The sequence below is a fragment of the Salinibacterium sp. CAN_S4 genome, from assembly GCF_015752305.1.
In the GTDB taxonomy this organism is placed as follows: Bacteria; Actinomycetota; Actinomycetes; order Actinomycetales; family Microbacteriaceae; genus Rhodoglobus.
This window is the reverse complement of the sequence record NZ_JADOVB010000003.1, coordinates 317,552-334,578: the sequence shown is the minus strand read 5'-3', so window position 1 is coordinate 334,578 and position 17,027 is coordinate 317,552. Positions and strand designations below refer to the sequence as shown.

Annotated in this window: 15 protein-coding genes; 7 read left to right on the top strand and 8 right to left on the bottom strand. The window is 61.4% G+C overall.

Annotated elements, in window-relative coordinates; translation table 11 throughout:
- Nucleotides 1-649 precede the first annotated feature (649 nt).
- The 3 genes from IWX81_RS10605 to IWX81_RS10590 all read left to right on the top strand — a co-directional run bounded on the left by IWX81_RS10605 (nt 650) and on the right by IWX81_RS10590 (nt 3,324).
- Nucleotides 650-1,795 (top strand): YcaO-like family protein, encoded by a 1,146-nt coding sequence (locus IWX81_RS10605; protein ID WP_199281259.1) that lies wholly within the window; start codon nt 650-652, stop codon nt 1,793-1,795.
- A 708-nt stretch (nt 1,796-2,503) separates the two neighbouring features.
- Nucleotides 2,504-2,815, top strand: coding sequence for a hypothetical protein (locus IWX81_RS10595; protein WP_199281258.1), 312 nt, complete (start codon nt 2,504-2,506; stop codon nt 2,813-2,815).
- On the top strand, nt 2,812-3,324 hold the full coding sequence (locus IWX81_RS10590) for an RNA polymerase sigma factor (protein ID WP_334593879.1): 513 nt from the start codon (nt 2,812-2,814) through the stop codon (nt 3,322-3,324). Before IWX81_RS10595 ends, IWX81_RS10590 begins: the two co-directional genes overlap by 4 nt.
- Nucleotides 3,325-4,298: 974 nt before the next feature.
- Here IWX81_RS10590 and IWX81_RS10585 read toward each other — a convergent pair.
- From IWX81_RS10585 to IWX81_RS10575, 3 genes are all read right to left on the bottom strand, one after another.
- Nucleotides 4,299-4,628: a transcriptional regulator gene (locus IWX81_RS10585; RefSeq protein ID WP_199281257.1), complete on the bottom strand. Its 330-nt coding sequence runs from the start codon at nt 4,626-4,628 to the stop codon at nt 4,299-4,301.
- Nucleotides 4,621-5,079, bottom strand: coding sequence for a hypothetical protein (locus IWX81_RS10580; protein ID WP_199281256.1), 459 nt, complete (start codon nt 5,077-5,079; stop codon nt 4,621-4,623). Before IWX81_RS10580 ends, IWX81_RS10585 begins: the two co-directional genes overlap by 8 nt.
- Before the next feature lie 200 nt (nt 5,080-5,279).
- Nucleotides 5,280-6,263, bottom strand: coding sequence for an NAD-dependent epimerase/dehydratase family protein (locus IWX81_RS10575; RefSeq protein WP_199281255.1), 984 nt, complete (start codon nt 6,261-6,263; stop codon nt 5,280-5,282).
- A 561-nt stretch (nt 6,264-6,824) separates the two neighbouring features.
- On the opposite strand from IWX81_RS10575, the gene IWX81_RS10570 reads away from it, so the two are divergent.
- The 3 genes from IWX81_RS10570 (at nt 6,825) to IWX81_RS10560 (ending at nt 11,678) form a co-directional block, all read left to right on the top strand.
- Nucleotides 6,825-7,091, top strand: a complete 267-nt coding sequence (locus tag IWX81_RS10570; RefSeq protein WP_334593876.1) for a protein-tyrosine phosphatase family protein — start codon at nt 6,825-6,827, stop codon at nt 7,089-7,091.
- Nucleotides 7,092-9,035: 1,944 nt separating this feature from the next.
- Complete coding sequence (locus IWX81_RS10565) at nt 9,036-9,194, top strand: hypothetical protein (protein WP_199281253.1); 159 nt, start codon at nt 9,036-9,038, stop codon at nt 9,192-9,194.
- A gap of 243 nt (nt 9,195-9,437) precedes the next feature.
- A complete protein-coding gene (locus IWX81_RS10560) occupies nt 9,438-11,678 on the top strand; it encodes a hypothetical protein (RefSeq protein WP_334593874.1) in 2,241 nt (746 codons plus the stop codon).
- Nucleotides 11,679-12,020: 342 nt separating this feature from the next.
- Here the strand turns inward: IWX81_RS10560 and IWX81_RS10555 are convergent, their stop codons facing one another.
- The gene (locus tag IWX81_RS10555) at nt 12,021-12,536 is read right to left on the bottom strand and encodes a DUF892 family protein (RefSeq protein ID WP_199281251.1); all 516 of its coding nucleotides are present in this window, start codon (nt 12,534-12,536) and stop codon (nt 12,021-12,023) included.
- An 86-nt stretch (nt 12,537-12,622) separates the two neighbouring features.
- On the opposite strand from IWX81_RS10555, the gene IWX81_RS10550 reads away from it, so the two are divergent.
- Nucleotides 12,623-13,279 (top strand): DUF2461 domain-containing protein, encoded by a 657-nt coding sequence (locus tag IWX81_RS10550; RefSeq protein WP_199281250.1) that lies wholly within the window; start codon nt 12,623-12,625, stop codon nt 13,277-13,279.
- 21 nt (nt 13,280-13,300) lie between these two features.
- Here the strand turns inward: IWX81_RS10550 and IWX81_RS10545 are convergent, their stop codons facing one another.
- The 4 genes from IWX81_RS10545 to IWX81_RS10530 all read right to left on the bottom strand — a co-directional run bounded on the left by IWX81_RS10545 (nt 13,301) and on the right by IWX81_RS10530 (nt 16,783).
- Nucleotides 13,301-13,882: a YdeI/OmpD-associated family protein gene (locus IWX81_RS10545; protein ID WP_199281249.1), complete on the bottom strand. Its 582-nt coding sequence runs from the start codon at nt 13,880-13,882 to the stop codon at nt 13,301-13,303.
- Nucleotides 13,875-14,432, bottom strand: a complete 558-nt coding sequence (locus IWX81_RS10540; protein WP_199281248.1) for a TetR/AcrR family transcriptional regulator — start codon at nt 14,430-14,432, stop codon at nt 13,875-13,877. Before IWX81_RS10540 ends, IWX81_RS10545 begins: the two co-directional genes overlap by 8 nt.
- Nucleotides 14,433-15,185: 753 nt before the next feature.
- Nucleotides 15,186-15,605: a DUF4913 domain-containing protein gene (locus IWX81_RS10535; protein ID WP_199281247.1), complete on the bottom strand. Its 420-nt coding sequence runs from the start codon at nt 15,603-15,605 to the stop codon at nt 15,186-15,188.
- Nucleotides 15,602-16,783, bottom strand: a complete 1,182-nt coding sequence (locus IWX81_RS10530) for a type IV secretory system conjugative DNA transfer family protein (RefSeq protein WP_334593867.1) — start codon at nt 16,781-16,783, stop codon at nt 15,602-15,604. Before IWX81_RS10530 ends, IWX81_RS10535 begins: the two co-directional genes overlap by 4 nt.
- Nucleotides 16,784-17,027 lie beyond the last annotated feature (244 nt).

The window sequence follows — 17,027 nt, the reverse complement described above, 5'->3', positions numbered from 1 at the left end:
CGAGCTGACCCCCGAAGTGTGCATCGTTGTGGGAAATGACGGGCAACAGTGGCGAATCGCGGCCGCGCTCTCGGTGCTTCACAGCCCACAGGGGACAACAGTGCTTGACGACCTGCGACGACAGACAGGGTCGGTGGATCCTCCCACCCGTGGTCGAGACGACCACGTTGTCACCTCTGGTGAGGCGCTCATTGCTCTCGCCGCCGAGGTGAGCAGAAGTGGGCGAGAACAAACGTGCCTCTTCCCCTTCGCTGGGTACTGGCATCGCGTCCGGCTGACTACCCGCGACAGCGTCACTTCGGTTCGGACAGCATTGGACTGCTTGCTCGCAACGATCCCCGACCCTAGAACGGCTACCGCCCTACTCCGCCCTGCGGTCCTCGCCGACCCCTTGCCAAGCTGGCCAAGCCAACGTGTCTTGCCCGTTCTCCCCGGTGCGCTGGAGCGCTGGGTCGACGGCTCCTGGCATGCTCATCCGCTTACACCGGCACCCTTGGTCGATCCGCTCACGGGTGTTCTGCGTCGGATTGTTCGGCGGACGAGCACCCACCCTCTCCCGACCGGCTTCGTCCACCTACACGCGGAGCTGCCGTATCTGGAGAGCGTTGATCGACGGTTTCGGCCAGATGCCCTCGCCCCGGCGGGAGCATTGGACGCAGGCACCACCACGGCCATCGAGCTCCTCGAGCCCGGCATCCTGTCTGGAATCGCTCACTACTGCGGTGCCGACCTTCGAGAAGGCGTTCGTAAAAGCGCGTCGGCAGTCGAGATCGTGCAAGGCGGCGAACGCTGGTTCGACCTGCGGGATTGGGAACCTCACGACCCAGCCCTGCACAACATCCCGGGCTTCCCGTTCTCGTTGTTCGAGCCTCAACGCACACGCGAGTGGGTGCTCGGACGAGACCAAGACGGTGAGGTGTGGGTGCCGCTCAGTCTCGTGCACGCCGGGTACCTGCGCGAAGGCGACGATGCTTCATCTGCCACCAACGCGAACAACCTGGTCGGGCTACAGGCGGGAAGGTCGTGGGAGGACGCCGTCGAACGGGCATGCGCACACATCGTCGCGCACGATGCAATGGCCGTCTGGTGGTCCTCCACAGCGACCGCCCAAGAAGCCCCGCTACCCGAACTTGTCCAACAGGTGTTCGAGTCATCACCGCTGCAGGTGACAGTCCTGGCGATACAGTCCACTACCGGCCTGCCCGTCCGACTTGCCGTCGTCGACGACCGCGTAGATGAGATCGTGTCGCTCGGGTTTGCCGCCCACGCCATTGCTGATCAGGCGAGCGAGCTCGCGGTCGTCGAGGCACTCATCCAGCACGCGTCCGCTCGCGACCTGGCAACTGAGAAAAGCCTCATCCGCAACTCGGCTGCGCTCGGCAACGGAGCGATCGCCGGGCTCGCCCCATTTGATCCGACGCGACAATATGCACACGCCTTCGAAAACAACCACCGTGGGCTAATTGACCCCATGGCGCACATTCAATACGGAATCGACCCTAAGGTGGTCGCTCGCACCCGCGCGCGCGTCACTGCTTCCGGTCTCGCTGCTTCTGTTCAGTCGTCGTCCGCATTCGTGACGACACTGCAGGAAGCCGGACGGGTCGTCATCCTCGACGTTACGACCGAAAGAGTGCGGTCGGCTGGGCTACACGCCGCTCGTGTCTTGATGCCCGGTTTCGCCCGGATGCAGCCGGCAGCATTTCCGCTAGACCCCACGGGCCGTCTTAGCCGTGCGCGCGAAGTGCTCGACTGGCAGAGCGACGCTCACCCGACGCCCTACCCCGGCTGGTGACACGTCTTCATCCCTGGCGACCATTGAACCTCGGGTTGAGCTTGTTGATGATATGAACCCTGACACGACGTCGGACCCGCCGAAGGAAGACATTTGTCGTAGTGCGTCCTGATGATTGGGAACGGCAGCAAGTCGACAGCAGAGTTCGTGCACCTGAGCGAGTGATGCGGGCTCTGATCGAATTCGTGTTCGTGATTGTTTTTGCTGAGGCATGTGCTGGGCGGGATCGGGATCGGGATCGGAGGACGATTCTCTAGTACAACCGGGCGGTGCACGTGTGGGATCTTTTGACAGCCTGTCGTCGTTTGGGTGGTATTCGGACATGTACTGAAGAGAGACAGCATTTGAACAGAGGAGAGGGCCGTCATCGAACCACCCGATGACCTGGACGGCTTACTGGCGAATGCGGCGCCACGCGATGTAATCGTCACCGCGGAAATCAAGGTCGAGCTTGAGCGAATGGCAATTGCCGCTCGCACAGATCGCGGACGCGCAAGTACAGCGGGGCGACACCTGTCCCGAGCTGCCACCGTTGGTATCGCAGCAATGATTGTCGTTGCGACCGCAGGGGCTGCGGCTGCAGCGGTCACCTTCGGCCCGTGGTACTCAGAATGGGCGAAGTCTCCCGTTGCGACCACCACCTTTACCGTTCCCAGCGGTGCTACCTGCGAAAGACGGTTCGGGTCGATCGGCGGCGAGGACCCAGAGATGAGGGCCGCAGTCGAAGATATCCTCGCGTCACCTGACATCTTCGACAAGCTCGATATCAATGAGGGGATCCGGATTCTTCGTGCCGACCGTGACATGACAAGGACGGAAGAAGACGGGACGCAGACGGACACGAGCTACGGCACCCCGGACTATCTGACAGCGGATGACGAGTACCAGCAGGCATTCGCGCTCGCGCTCAATTTGGCCGTCCTAGCGGAGCTCGAGGAGCGCGGTTTAGGAACTGATCCGGGGCAGTGGATGGGGCTGACGTTCGACGGCGAGACACGCTGCACGGGCGAAGAACCTTGACCATCCGCGAAACGCCAGAACATCGGGTCCTCAATGCCATCAGAACCAACTCCGTCGACATTCTTGGCTACTTCACCCGTCGGGTAGGACAAGATCGGGCCGCCGACCTGGTCGCGGAAACCATGATGACGGCGTGGCGTCGAGGCGGCTCCCTTTCTGTCTTCGACGATCAGGCACGGATGTGGCTATTTGGCATTGCCCGAAACGTTCTCGCTAACGCGGAGCGGACGGAGCGTCGACGCCTAAGGTTGGCGAACCGACTTCGACTGCTTACCGGGAGCAGCGGCGACGCCCCCGACTTAGATGCCGGTTCTGAAGTGTGCGATGCTGTTTCACGACTGCCCTCGGATCAGGCCGAAGTCATCCGCTTAGTGCACTGGGACGGGTTCACCTTGGCCGAAGTGTCGGAACTGCTCCAACAGCCCGCAACCACCACACGCAGCCGATTTCTTCGCGCTGAAGAATCGCTCCGTGAAGCTCTCGCGCCACACCTCGTCAGAAGGATTTAACAAAATCTGGCTGGGTGCCGACAGTCCTTGGCCAGCGAGCCGACTCTCCGCGAAGGTTTCCGGTCAGCATCGTTTTGGCGTTCCTTGATAGGCGCTCGGCGCATCAAGTGCTCAATAGCGCTACCCACCACGAAGTAGTTTGACCTGACATCGGCCATCGCACTCCGGATGGACATGACCCTATAAAGTGAAGCATCAAGGAAATGAAATAGCGCTCTCAGAGGCAATGATTGGCCGAATTGGAGATCGAATGATGTCCAGGTTAAAGCCTGTGCAGATGCTCGCGGTAGTTGCCGCGGTCGCGACCTTGGCCTGATCGCATTCTCGCCGATTCCAGAGTTGGCGTCGGTTTGGGTGTCCGGAGCAATACACCGATGCTCTGTGAACGTAGCTGCTTCGGATCCGATACCAGGCTGCGACTTCAGCCGGTGAAAGGTGGAGGCGCGACTTCCTTGAGTGTGTGCGCGCCGCGTGCTTTCTGACAAGCGAACATGGCACCAGATAGCTATTGTCTGACCGGCTCTCAATACGGGCCTAGAAAATCTAGCGGGGTGACTCCACAGGACACTATCTGTGCAATTCTTGCGCTGGCTGGTCCCTGACGATTAGCGGTTCGATAGCTGCTCTTGTCCGTAACTCGCATTGCCCGCAAGCGCACCACACACAGGCCAATTGCACGCCGTCTATGGGAGCCGCAGCAGGTTGGGCGAGGGGGTGCCCATATAAATGTCACGACCTTGAGCCCGATGACCGGGCGTCATACGCTCTCGGTCAAAGTCTCATATCCCTACGGTTGTAAGACAGTCGGAGCTGCGAATGGTTGTCTCGTAAGAAGCATGTGAGCGGGATTTCCTTACGGGTGGGGTAAACGCGACAAGTTGGCTGAGGTGGGTGGTGCTTTGCAGCTGCGCGGGACTGTATCCGTTGGCCGTCCGGCTTTCGGGCGCCGTTGCTGGGTGTGGTGGAGTCTAGCCCTAAGGGGCGTGTCGGGGTTCGGTAAGTGCCGAGATGTTGTCTTCGGCTGCGAGGAGCTCTTCGAGTGCTTTGCGGTGTGCTTCGTAGGCTTTCCGGCCATGGTCGGTCAGAGAGAGCATCAGGCGTGCGCTTCCTGCTCTGAGGAACTGTTCGTCGGCGAGGAGGTCAGCGTCGATCAGCTGGGTCAAGTGCTTGCTGAGTGCTGACTTCGACAGGCCGGTACGGCGCTGAATCTCACCGAACTCGATGCCGTCAGCCCGAGAGAGCATCGCGCAGATCCGCAACCTCTGCGGTGCATGAATCAGCGGGTCGAACCGTCCCTCAACCATGGGCATGCTTACGCTGGTACGGTATTCCGGTCGCGAGCACCAGGACGGCAAGCGCAGCCCCGCACACGATCCACACCCACGACCCCACGGCCCCATCGAGGGCGATGGCCGCGACGGGGAAGGCGGCGGCGAGCATCGTCATCAGGATGGTCGGGCCCCACGTGACCTGGATCCTCCTGTAGCCAGGTTGGTTCGCGGTGATCTTCCCGAAAAGGGCGGCGATGCCTATCGCGATACTCAGAATCAGCATCATGGTGACGACCCGGAGAACACCCGTCGGTTCCTCGATGGCGTTGAGGGAGAACAGCACAAGTACCCCCGACGCAACGACGGGGAAGTACCAGACCGGCACCGGTCGATTGATCGTGGCGTGTTCTTCCGCGTCGGCTGCGGCGAGGAGGGCACGAGCTTGTTCTGGTGTGGGCTGGTCGCCAAAGTCTGCTGTTTCCATACAAGAAACACTAGCACGAGTTTCCTGATTAGAAACAAGTGCATAAGGGAGATCCGCGACGACCGTCTATTTGCAAGCGGCAGTTGCTGTCAGACATCAACCCGCAGACGGATCCGCTACTGAAAACAGAAAGTGACCCGCAGAAGGTCCCCGTTACGGTCACGGATTGTCGGATCGTGCCCTGAGTGGCCAACGCGCGGTCAGGCGCTGGCTTGATCGAGCGCGGCCCGGACTCGCTGTTCCTGCTCGTCGCTGAGGCCAGCCTGTCTGGGCTCTGTGCGTTGGTTCTCGTAGGCGAGGGCGTCCCGCAGGGTGTCCTCCAGCGGCCGCGTCACGAGGCCGGCAACACGCGCCCGGTCGGTGTTCAACGTGGCGAAACCACGCCAGGCTGGGTCATCGATCCAAAGCGGAAGGGAGGCCGGGCCCATCCAGGAACCGATCTCGAGCTCGGCCAACTTCGCGGCCGGAACGGCACGTGGCTGTGCGGCACTGTTGGTCACCCGCGCGGCAGTGGCGATCACTTCGTGGAAGGGAACGGTCGGGCCCGTCGCGTTGACCGTTGCATCGAGGTGCTGTTCGGCGGCGGTGATTACCCATGAAGCAAGATCGCGTACGTCAATGAGCGCGCACGGGAAGTCGGGGTCGTCAGGGACGATGACATCTTCCCCAGAGGGATTCGCGAATCGCCATGGCCAGTACCCGGTCCGGCCCGACCAATCACCCGGCCCTCCGATGAGGCCCGAGCGCACGATCGTGGCCGAAGAATCACTGGCGCGGATGGCGTTCTCGCAGGCGACCTTCGCCTCGCCGTAGGTCGACATGTCCTCCATCACCTCGCCCTGAAATGGAGGGCGAAGCTGTGCGTTCTCGTCCTGCTCGATGGTCGAGAAGTCGGCGTAGACGTTGCTGGAAGAGATGAACACCCAGTGTCGGGTGCTCAGGTCACTCACAGCACGACGAACCTGCCCAGGCTGACGTGACACGTCGATCACTGCCGCCCAGGATCGCGAAGCGACCAACGCCAGAGCGTTGTCGTCATCGCGGTCAGCAGATATGAAGGTCGCCCCATTCGGGGCAGACAAACTGCCACGCGCCACGCAGGTCACAGCGTGTCCACGATCCAGCGCGGCGTGTGCGATTGCCCGCCCCAACAGAGCCGTCCCGCCCAAAATCAGTATCTCCATGCGCTCAGCCAACTCAGCGATCGCGAGACTAGCAAGAGCGTTCACTCGTGGCGTAGCCGGAGCGGTCCGTCAATGCGTCTCCTCTTTCTCGCTCTGCACCGACCGAGACGCACGCTGGGCAGCTCGCCTCTCACCGCCCACGCGGGTAGTCCTGGTCAGCTGGCATCCTCGGATCCTATGAGGTTCCCTTCTGACACGGCGCCGGCACCCGCAGCCATCGGGCGGATTGGCCGCGGACGTGTCGCGCTGATCGTCCCTGTTACGGTCACGGATTGTCGGAGCGTGCCGTGAGTGGCTAACGCGCGGTCAGGCACTGGCTTGATCGAGCGCGGCCCGGACTCGCTTTTCCTGCTCGTCGCTGACGCCCGCCTGTCTGGTCGATAGGTTGGGATCGTGCGTAGCGTTTGGGGTGCTGACGAGTTTGGTGTGATGAGGTTACCGTCGGGCCGTTCGCTGCGCGGCCGCGGCCTTCATCAACCGATCCCTAACGGCGCTACCCCCGGTTTTGCGGTCTACCTTCTGGGCCAGAGGCCGACCCCGGTCGAATGGGAAGCACGGTGGGTGCGATGGCCAGACTTTCTGCTGCCACGAGACCGCGACGACGCCCGGGATGCGCTGCGCGAAGCGTGGCGTCGTTCAGAGGGAGAGCGAGTCGAGATCGCCTGTGATGGCGGCCACGGGCGCACCGGCACCGCGCTGGCGTGTATTGCCATACTGGACGGTGTGCCTGCCGGCAAGGCAGTGGAATTCGTTCGTCAGCACTACAGCCCACGCGCGGTGGAAACGCCGTGGCAGCGCCGATACGTCGCTCACTTCACCGCGGACTGACCGACTCGTTTGACACCCGCCGGGGGCGGTCCGGCGCACAAGCGGGTTCGTCTAACAGGCAACCAAGACGCCTTTGTTTCTAGGATCCGGCCAGTGACAGTCACCGAACACTGCCGGCTGCTCTACACCAGGTAGGGCGCAACATTTTGCCATCGCGCGCTCGAAATTGCGTTTTAGGCGATCTCAGTTTGAGCCGATGAGACGCCTCGAAACCTATGGGATTCAACCAGGTCTGTGCGGCCCAGCGGCCGATCGACCTCGGTGAGACGATCTGTCCCGCGAAGGTTTCGAAGCAACTTGATGACCTGCTCGAGCGCGTGCGCCTGAAGCCGCGTTATCGGGTTTGCTGTCAGGCAAAGCAATCGCGACGCCAACGCATGCCGAAGTCCGCGGAGGCTGAAATGGCGGAAGAGCACTACGGAGGTCCCTTGTCGGCACTCCTAACGAAGCCCCCACCGCCTTCGGCCCAAAAGATTGTCATCGAGAAAACCTGCCGTATGCTCACATATCAAACCATGGCGGTCGGATAACGCGTGGGGCATTAGGTCTACTGCCGACCGGCCGACCACATAGGCCCCGACGCGCACGAAGTGATCGAGAATGAAGAGTCTGCTAAAAGTTCTTGTTGCGATGCCGGTCCTGGCCATGATGCTCACCGCCTGTTCAGGTGTGGGTTCTAACGCTTACGACCGCGTCCCTGGTGATGGCGAATTTTGGAGCGTTGGTGTCGCAGACCCCCGCTTCGATTCTCGGAACTCGTGCTTGGAGGATCCAAGCATTCTGACGTCCGTGCAGAGCGCGGACCTGCCGTCCTCGAGATTGGGGATTGAACTTGTCTCAGGGGCTACGGAGGAGGATGCGGTGAGGATCGCCGATTGTCTTTCCGCTGCTCTGGTGAGCGGCGAAATCTCGATCGGCTCCCCCTCGAAGTAACCGTGTCGACGGGTGTCGTCTCCTTGCCTGCGAGCTGCCGCGATGGAGATTGCCTTATCCGGCTCGGTGCGCAGCTGCCAAACGTTGCAAGCCTCGGCGCACAGGTGGCTGCCGCGACCGGAAAGAGCCTGCCGAGCTGATGTAGCCCGCCATTGAGGCAGCGTTCGAATCCGGAGGCGCACTGACCCGCGTGATCGCTATCGAGTCTGCGCCCGCGCTACGGACCCCAATAACGGTCCCCGCCTCAGATGGCGGTTCACGTGCAGCGACTATTCTGTCGACTGCGAAAGGTGATCATGGAACAGGGCCAGGCCAGAGCACGATGGAAGCAGCCGGTCATCATCGCGGCCCTTGTCATCGGAGTTGCGGTTGCTGCTTTCACCCTCGGCAGCGTCTGGCAAACGCCAAGAGCATCCACGGGTTCGTATCCGGTAAATTCCTTGGGACTCACCTACGGGGCTATTGACGATGTACCTCGGCCGGACCTGATCGCCGTTACGACCGATGACGGAGTGGACGGTTATGCGTTCGCCCTTCAGTTACTTGGCCGCCCTCCGACGACCGCTGCACCGACCCGTAGTCCTGGGCCGAGGAGCGTTTCTGTCTACGACCTATCAACGGAGACTGTGCTCGGTGTCATCACGGTTCGGTAGACCGAACTAGCGAACAACCGCTACGAGGTGCTGCTTGGTTGGTGGCGTTCAGCGGGCCTTTTGCGAAAAGGAAATCGAACCCTGGCACTCTCTGATCTGGCCTGTCGAACATGTGTCGCATAACCTCCGTGTCTCGAATCCGATGTTCGGTCTCAGTCGGTCGTCTAAATATGAGACGTCGCACACGGAAAAGCACAGCTGCCTCAGCTTGGAGATTCGCTGGAGCGACCAGCCCTTCTCATGACTTGCGGATGGCTGCCAGATGCACGTGGTCAGTTTGTCAAAAGTGGTCGGGCGAGTTGTGCTCCTCGCACGTGAAGATTTTTCATGGGCGGTGTTCGCGGCCGACAATGGGAGGATGACACAGAGGAGAAGGCTCTGGTCGGGCATGACTCTGGCTGGCGCTCTCGTGCTCGGTTCTATGCTCACCGGTTGTGTGACGGAGTACCACGGCTACAACAGCGGCATTGATGGGGGGCTGCTGTCGATTTGCTTGACCATGACGGTGGGATTCTAAAACCGCTCGCTAACCGTCCAATGGGCGCCTATAACGCTTTCGACCTTCGAAGCCGTCTCAGTATCGGTTCCCGAGCACCACCGTGTGCAATGCCGGCTCGAGACTTAATTGGCGCGAAAATTTGCCATGGCGGGCCTGAAATCTCTATTTCCGCGTCATCTGCGCGATCCGACGAGACACCTGGCAACTTATCCTTCGCCAGCCTGACACCGTCGGCCACCGCCAGCACGAGATCATGGACACATGACGTTGATTCGACGATTCCCCAGACTGATTGGCCTTCTTGCCGGCCTGCGCGAACGAGCTGATATTAGACGTATACGTCGAGCAAGTGTGCGGCTGGACGCGTTTGATGCCATCGCGAACTTCAGCCTCTCGGTGACGCCACTCAACGATCAACAAGATGAGACGGGCAAGACTGACAAGCTCATGGCGATACCTGAGTTCGCAGCTCTCATCTTCGCTGAGCGTTCCAGAAAGCGCATCACAGACCAGTCACGTAAGGCTCGGGCTCTCTCAACCATGCACTCGCTGATCCCAGATGCATTATTCGCGGCGAACATGCGCACAATGTTCTCGCTCATTCGGGCAAGCCACACGACCAACGGACCTGGGCACGTTGTACCGCGTCTCACGCACGCCGCAATCTCTCGAGAGGTCTTTCTTCGACTCCCCAGATTCCACGACAAAGAGACGCAGCTGCTGAAAGAGCTGTTCACGGGTGAGGTCCGTCACTCCCTGGTCGAAAAGCTCGGATTCGGGGCGGAAGAGATGTTCGCCGTCTACGAAGCATTGAACTCCTTCGTCGCACAGAGTGCGTTCGACAGAATCCGTGGTGCCGCGACCGACCTCGATGAGCGCGTCGCAGAGTCTCCCGAGCTTCTGGCATTCCTAGAGAATCGCCCTGGCGGCATCGAAGAGGCGAAGAAGCACATTGCCACCGTTCAGGGTTTCTCAGACTTCGGCTCGGCAATCTCATTGACGTTCGAGCAGCTCAAGGAGCGCACCAACTTGGCTGACGCGCCCCTCCGCGCGCTCCTCGACCGCCTCAGCATCGACCTCGACGCGAAGCACACTGGGCTCGTCAAGGACTTCCTGGCGGGAAACAACCCGATGCGAACTCGTCCCTTCGTGACAAAGACGAACGCGGATGGCGAGAGGGCGTGGCTGCTGGTCCAGCCCACCTGGCTCATCTTCGGAATGCGTGAGCTGTTCGAGATCGAGCTGTCCGCCAAACCGATGGATCAGATATACATGAAGCGACGCGGTGAGCTCCTCGAGAGGCGCGGAATGCGCGCCCTCGTGAACTCGCTTCGTCCCGACACGGCTCTCGTCAACGTCGAGTACACAGATGGCGAGCACAAACGATTCGAGGCGGATGGCCTCATACTCGTGGGCAATGTGGCGATCGTGCTCGAAGCCAAGAGCAACCGCATCACGCCGCTTGCACGTTCTGGTGCCGCCGGCCGGCTCTGGCTTGAGCTTGGTCCGATCATCACGAAAGCTGCGGAGCAGGCCGAACGACTCCGCGCAATCATTCAAGGGGGCTCCTCTCTTCACATTCGCAGCGCCTCGTCAATGCAGGCAGACGGCACGGTCGACACCCCGCAAAAGAATTGGGATCTCGACACGGGTATCATCACCGAGGTCTACACCGTCGCTCTGACGCTTGAAGACCTGAACTTCCTTGCCACTGTCACCGCCGAGCTAGTCGAAAGTGGCCTGATCCCAGCGGGCACTTCGGCCCCCTGGATCGTGAACGTGCATGACCTGGAGATCGCGACCGAGCTCTTGGCACGGCCGAGTGAGCTCGTGCACTTCCTCTCGCGGAGAAGGAGGGCGGCCGAAAAGAACACAGTGCTGGCGAACGATGAACTTGACTACGTCATGCACTACCTCACCATGGGGCTCTACACGGATGAGGATGTTGACGTGACCGAGCTCATATCCAACCTCACTGAAGATCTCGACGCCTGGTACTTCTACGAGAGTAGCCAGCGAACAACCTTCGCTCCCAAACCCACACAGCCGTTGACGCGCGACATGATCGAGACCCTTGATATGTTGAACACTCACCGGCCCCGCGGGTGGCTCCAAGCCAGCCTCAACCTTCTCGAGATGGATCTCCCACAGAGAGCCCAACTCAGCGGCGCCCCCAGAGACCTGCGTGCCACGACCAGGAAGGATCGCAGACTTCACTCGATGTACGTCGAGGTCAACGCACCCATTGGGGAGCGGTTCGGATTTGTCGCCATGAGTTTCAAGGCCGGCACCCCCAAGGCCGCTATGGAGGAACAGTTCCTCCAGTACGCGACACTCCGCCAGTACGCATCGCGCTTAGGACAGGTATCGGCTTTCGCCGCTTGGCAGGGAAACCAATCAGCGTTCGATATCTTCCTGCACCTCGACGGTGACTGGTCGTTCGATCAGCGATTGGAGACTGCGGTGACAAAGGCTGGAATTCAGCGGTCGGGGCAGGCCTAGCAACTCACACCTCTCCGCCTGAACCCAGAGCTCTTCGCTGCACAGCTTCGCTCCGGTGCCGCCACAGGACCGGCTTTGCCGACTCCGTTGCAGGCAACGAATGGACTGCTGTCGATTTGACTGACCGTCACGACGGGATTTCCAAACCGCTAGCTGCAAAGTAGTTTCGGAAGCTGATCTGGCGCAAGAATTTGCTATCGGGCGCTTGAAATCCCTACTTGCGCACCTTCAACTCCACTCGACTAGACGCCTCGTAACCTATAGGATTCGACACGGTCTCCCCGGCGTGAGGGCGGCGAGACACCTCGTGTCTGTCGAATTATGACGCGGGCTCACCTGAGATCATGCGGTCTGCCTGAGGAAGCTTTCAAATCCCGCCAAGCCTCTTTCGAGGTTGACGATGTCACCTGCGAACTTTTCCATGAGTGCCTCATCACCTAAAGCTTTGGTTGCTGACACGTAATAGTTATATCCGCCAAGTGCGTAGTGAATCGACCTGAGATAGTGCGACACCATCCGCTGCTGATCGCCCTCCTTGGCAACAGCTGTGCAGTCAGTTGCGATGCCGACCAGCGCGTTGCGACGGGTGGGATTTTCTTCAAGCCCGTGCGCGGTTAGGTACGCCCGAAAATTATCGAGTCCCATGCTGGTGCCCATCATGCCCATCTTGAACATTTCTCGGGCTTCTTGGCTTTCGCTGGCGTCGATCATCGCCTGGGTAGCTTCGTGGATTGCCTGGCAGCCGCCCAGCACGTCCTGAATGTCGTCGTTAAGTGCTTGCCGTGAATACGTCAAAAGTGTTCGCTCCTCAAGGTGTTGGCGGCTTGGTCCTACCCGAATACCGGGCTGGATGACCACGATGGATTGACCATACACGAACCTGTACAATCTGTTCAATAGATGACCTCGGCGGTCAGCGCTGGAAACGATCGAAGGCGGAACGAATGGCAAGTAACGCACCAACTGAAGGCCCAGAACTGACCGGATTCGCTCCAGACACGGCGGAGTTCCTCAGCGGGCTTGCGGCGGACAATACGAAGGCTTACTTCGAAGCAAACCGTGCCGCATACACAGCGTTCGTCCGACAGCCGCTCGAAGCGTTCCTTGCCGCTGCCGAGCCGATCTACGGCGCGGGTAAAGTGATGCGGCCTCACCGAGATGTGCGATTCAGTAAAAACAAAGATCCGTACCGCACTGACGCGAGCATGATGGCCGGATCAGTCGGAGCGGTATATCTGAACGTGAACCCTGATCGCATCGAGGTTGGTGGCGGACTCTACGATCCCGCGCGCGACCAACTCGATCGCGCTCGCGCGTCCATCGCCGAACAGCCCGTCGTTGCCTCCAAGCTGCAAGCAGCGCTGGCCGAGCTGGAAGCGTCTGGTTTCGAGCTCGCCGGCGCGCCTCTCAAGACCGCTCCGCGTGGCTACGACCCGACACATCCGGCGATCGCTTTGCTTCGACTGCAGCACTATGCGGCACTTCGCACACTCCCGCTGGACAGCCCACCAAGCGAGGTACTCGAGACCTGGAGCCGGCTCGTGCCCCTGATCGAGTGGATTGACGAGCACGTCGGGGCCTCTCGGATCGCTCGTCATTGAGCGATGAGCGCAGTGAGCCGGTCATCCGTTGCTTTTGACCCGTCTACCTTCCTGGGCTTCAGATGCGGTGAGCGCGATGCGCTTGATCCGGGTCGGCTCACTCCTTGCAATAGCGATCCAGCGGAGGATATTTCGGCGAACTGACGGAGGGAAGTTCGAGAATTCGGCCCATGCGGGGTGTGCCCCTTCAAGAGCGGCGCGGAGATCATCGGGAACGATGAGAGCGTCGACCTCGACCATGACCTCCCAGGCTCCGGACTCTTTAGCGCAATTGACCGAATCCAGACCGCTCGGATGCATGGACCCGGCGGCGGTTAGCCGTTCCGCTCGATCCTTGCAGGTCTTCGCCCACGGCTGGGTGCGCCTCGGACTGATGAGCTGCATCGTTCGCTCTTCATCGAGTGCGCGGCGGATGCCGTCGATCCATCCGAACGCGACGAGTTCGTCGAGCACTTCGCTCGTCGCGACGTACCGAGCCGGCACGACTTTCTTGTAGGTCACGAGCCAGACGGCATCGTGCTGCTGATGGTGATCTAGCAACCACTGGCTCAGCTCGATAGCCGAACGAACCTCGATTCGTGCAAAGCGCTCAAGGTCAGGCATCGATCGGTGCGCCCCGAAGCACGATGTCCACCGCGGCATCCAGGACTAGGTCGGTTGGTGCTGAGCCATGCATGAGCACGGAGTGAGTGACGAGCCCGCACAACATCAAGAGCGCGGCCTCGCGGCGGGCCGGATCATCTATCCACTGGAGGGATTCGCGCATCGGTCGCTCGCCCGTTGCGACAAAGTCATCGCGGACCGGCGTGATCGATTCGGTGGTTTGAGCACGCTCGGCCAGCATCGCAAGCGCTCGATCCAGGCGGCGCTCGACCATTGCCCGGCAGAAGGTCTGCAACTCACCGAGCAGATCCGCGGTCACGCTCCCCGTCGCCTCGTAGTGTGGCATCTCGCCGAACACCGCGAAAGCATGGCGGACCAGATCATCCCGCTCGGGCCAATGAGAGTAAATAGTCGCGCGGGAGTAGCCCGCTAACGCTGCGACTCGAGCATGCGTGACAGCATCCCAACCGTCCTCGATAAGAAGCCGCAGTGCAACCACCGACACGTCGTCCCGGGTCCGAGCTACCCGCGGATCAAGATGACTGGTCACGCCGCCGCCCCTTGCTGGTGTTGTGGAGCATTCGCTAACATGCGATCACTCTCTCGAGAACACAAGAATATGTCCCGTACGCTCGGCCGGAAGCGGGGACCGACCGAGGAAGCCGCTATCGCGGCAATTAACCAGGCACGCCGGCGGCTCCGGTTGACGACGATCGGCGCCCTCGGCGACGAGGCCACCGCGGCTGCTCAGAAGGAGCAGCTCAGCTCTCACGGGTTTCCGACCGAGCTGCCTTTCCTGACTTCCGCCGCCCTGCCGGTAGGCCGGATCTGGCATCATTGAACCCGAAACCATCGATGAAGCGACGGCGATCGCCGCTCAAAATTCGTGTGGCGAGCGGTGGGGCATGGTCGAAGTCTGGACTTTAGAACAGCCGTCACGCAATGCTGACCGTGTGGATTGGGGTCGGGCTGAGTTCATAAAGTACAGCTCGTTTGCGCATGGTAGGCAATTCGAAGTGCAACCTAACTCGATTCGCCGAGCTGGGGTCGAGGAACTGGCCCATACCTGAATCTGGGCAGCGATCGTAGCTCAAGCATCGGCTGCAACTGTCGAGAACGTTGTCTTCGTTTTGCACCGCATTGCTCAGTCATTGTCCCCAGTACCGCCAATACACGTGTTAATCAGAGCATCTTCAGCCGGCGACTGTCCGATAGCCTGCGTGTCTCGAAACCCATCGGCGGCAAGTCTAGGTGGCGAGCGCAACAGGTGGTTCTGGTGGGTTCGAGATCGGTGGCCTACCTTTCAGCTCGGCAGGGTTCGCGCGTCGCTGAACATGCCCGCCGGTGGCGGGTTGTATGGCAGCGGGTCGCCTGCGGAGTTTTCGCTGCGCGCGTTCGCGAACACGCCGTCCGGGGACATGAGCATCCGCATGTGGTGGTCAGCGTGATCGCGCCACCACACGCTCATCCCGAATGTCGGCTCGAGGCGCAGCGCCTCCCATGCGCGCCACAGTGCGTCGAGTCGACTGATCGCCTCGGGGTACAGCCACCAGTTGGCATCCCACCGGGTGGAGCCCTTCGGGCCGACCCGTCGTGCGTAGGTGTAGCGCAGCTTCTCGCGCACGAACTCATCGACCGAGCCGAAGAACAACTGGGACTCTCCCGCCGGCACCGTTGCTGGCCGCGGGGGCTGCTCGTCCCACTCCGCGACGTCACCACTCACGAGCGACCCTCCTCGAGGTCGTCAGGATCGATCGTGGCGACCGGAGCGGCCGAGGGAGCCGTCACAGCGACGGGTACGGCGGGGTCGTGCACGGCGATCGAAGCGCGCACGGCGGCCGCGTGTTTGCCCTTCATCCATGGCACCGTCTCGATCAGCGCTGCTGGAGATCCGGAGGACAGCATCACCGCGCGGCCGCGAGGTAGTGCGGCAAGCTCCGAAGCATCCAGGATGCGCTCACGGCGCAGCTGGTGGTTCGTGGAGCGCAGGCCCTCGTTGTAGCTGACCGAGGAGTTGGACTTGTCGTAGTCGCCCACGAGCTCAGACAGCTCGCGGAGGAAGTCAGCCTCGGACACGCCTCCGAGGTACAGCTTCACGTTGGAGGCGGACCAGAGCTTGCGCATGCCGTCGCGGCCGAATACCACCTGACCCTGTGACCAGGACTGAAACAGCGACATGATCGGAATACCCCGGGAGCCATAGTGCGAGTACAGGTCGGGGAGGTTTTTCCAGCGGCACACGTTCGCTGCCTCGTCGAGCACGACGAGCATCGGCACGGCCAGCCGGCCTCCGGGTTGTAGGGTCGCGTACTCTTCGGCGGCCTCGACCACCGCGGCGGTGAGCGCGGTCACCAGAGCGCCGGCGCTGCCCTGGCCCTCTTTGGACAGGGAGTAAAGAGTGCCGGTGCCGCGAACGAACGCGTCGGGGTCGAAGTGGGGCCGGCGATCGCCGGTCAGGTTACCGCCGATGGGTGCCACCCACCGATCGATCGCGCGGATCTTCAAGCACGCCGCCATCTGGCGGGCCGTTCCATAGACGCCGCCGCGCTGCTTTTCCGGGGCCATGATGACGCCCTGCACGTCGGCGGCGATGAGGTCGTATTCGTGTAACCGGAGCAGGTCGACGGGCTCTTCGTTGGTCGGCTCGCTGAGCCAGGTGAAGACCTGGGTGATCGGGCGGCGCCCGAGCGCTGCCGCGAGGAGCATGCCGGCGAGAAGATCCTGCCCGGCGGGCTCGAAGAACGCATCCTGCACCGCACCGTCCGCCCGAGCGGACGAGGCGAAGTGCTCAGCGAGCTTGAACGCTTTCACGTCATCCTTGACGTAGGAGAGCGGGTTCCACCACCAGGTCGCCTGCTCGAGGGCGATGCCCTGCGGGTCGAAGATCCAGACCTCTCCCACCAGCGCGCGGGATCGCGGGTGCCGTCCACGTCGTCGTTTTGCCGACCCGAGGGCCGGCCAGCACGATCATCACGTACTCCCAGAGTGCGAACAGCTGCTGCCCGCCCGGGATGGACTTACCCAGCGGAATACCCAGTGTACCTAGCACCTCGAGGCGCTGCGCGGTCCGCACGAGGGACGATTTGGCCCGAGGGTGGTCTTATCGCGATGGCAAAAGCCGAGCTGAGTCGGTAGCAACCGGCTT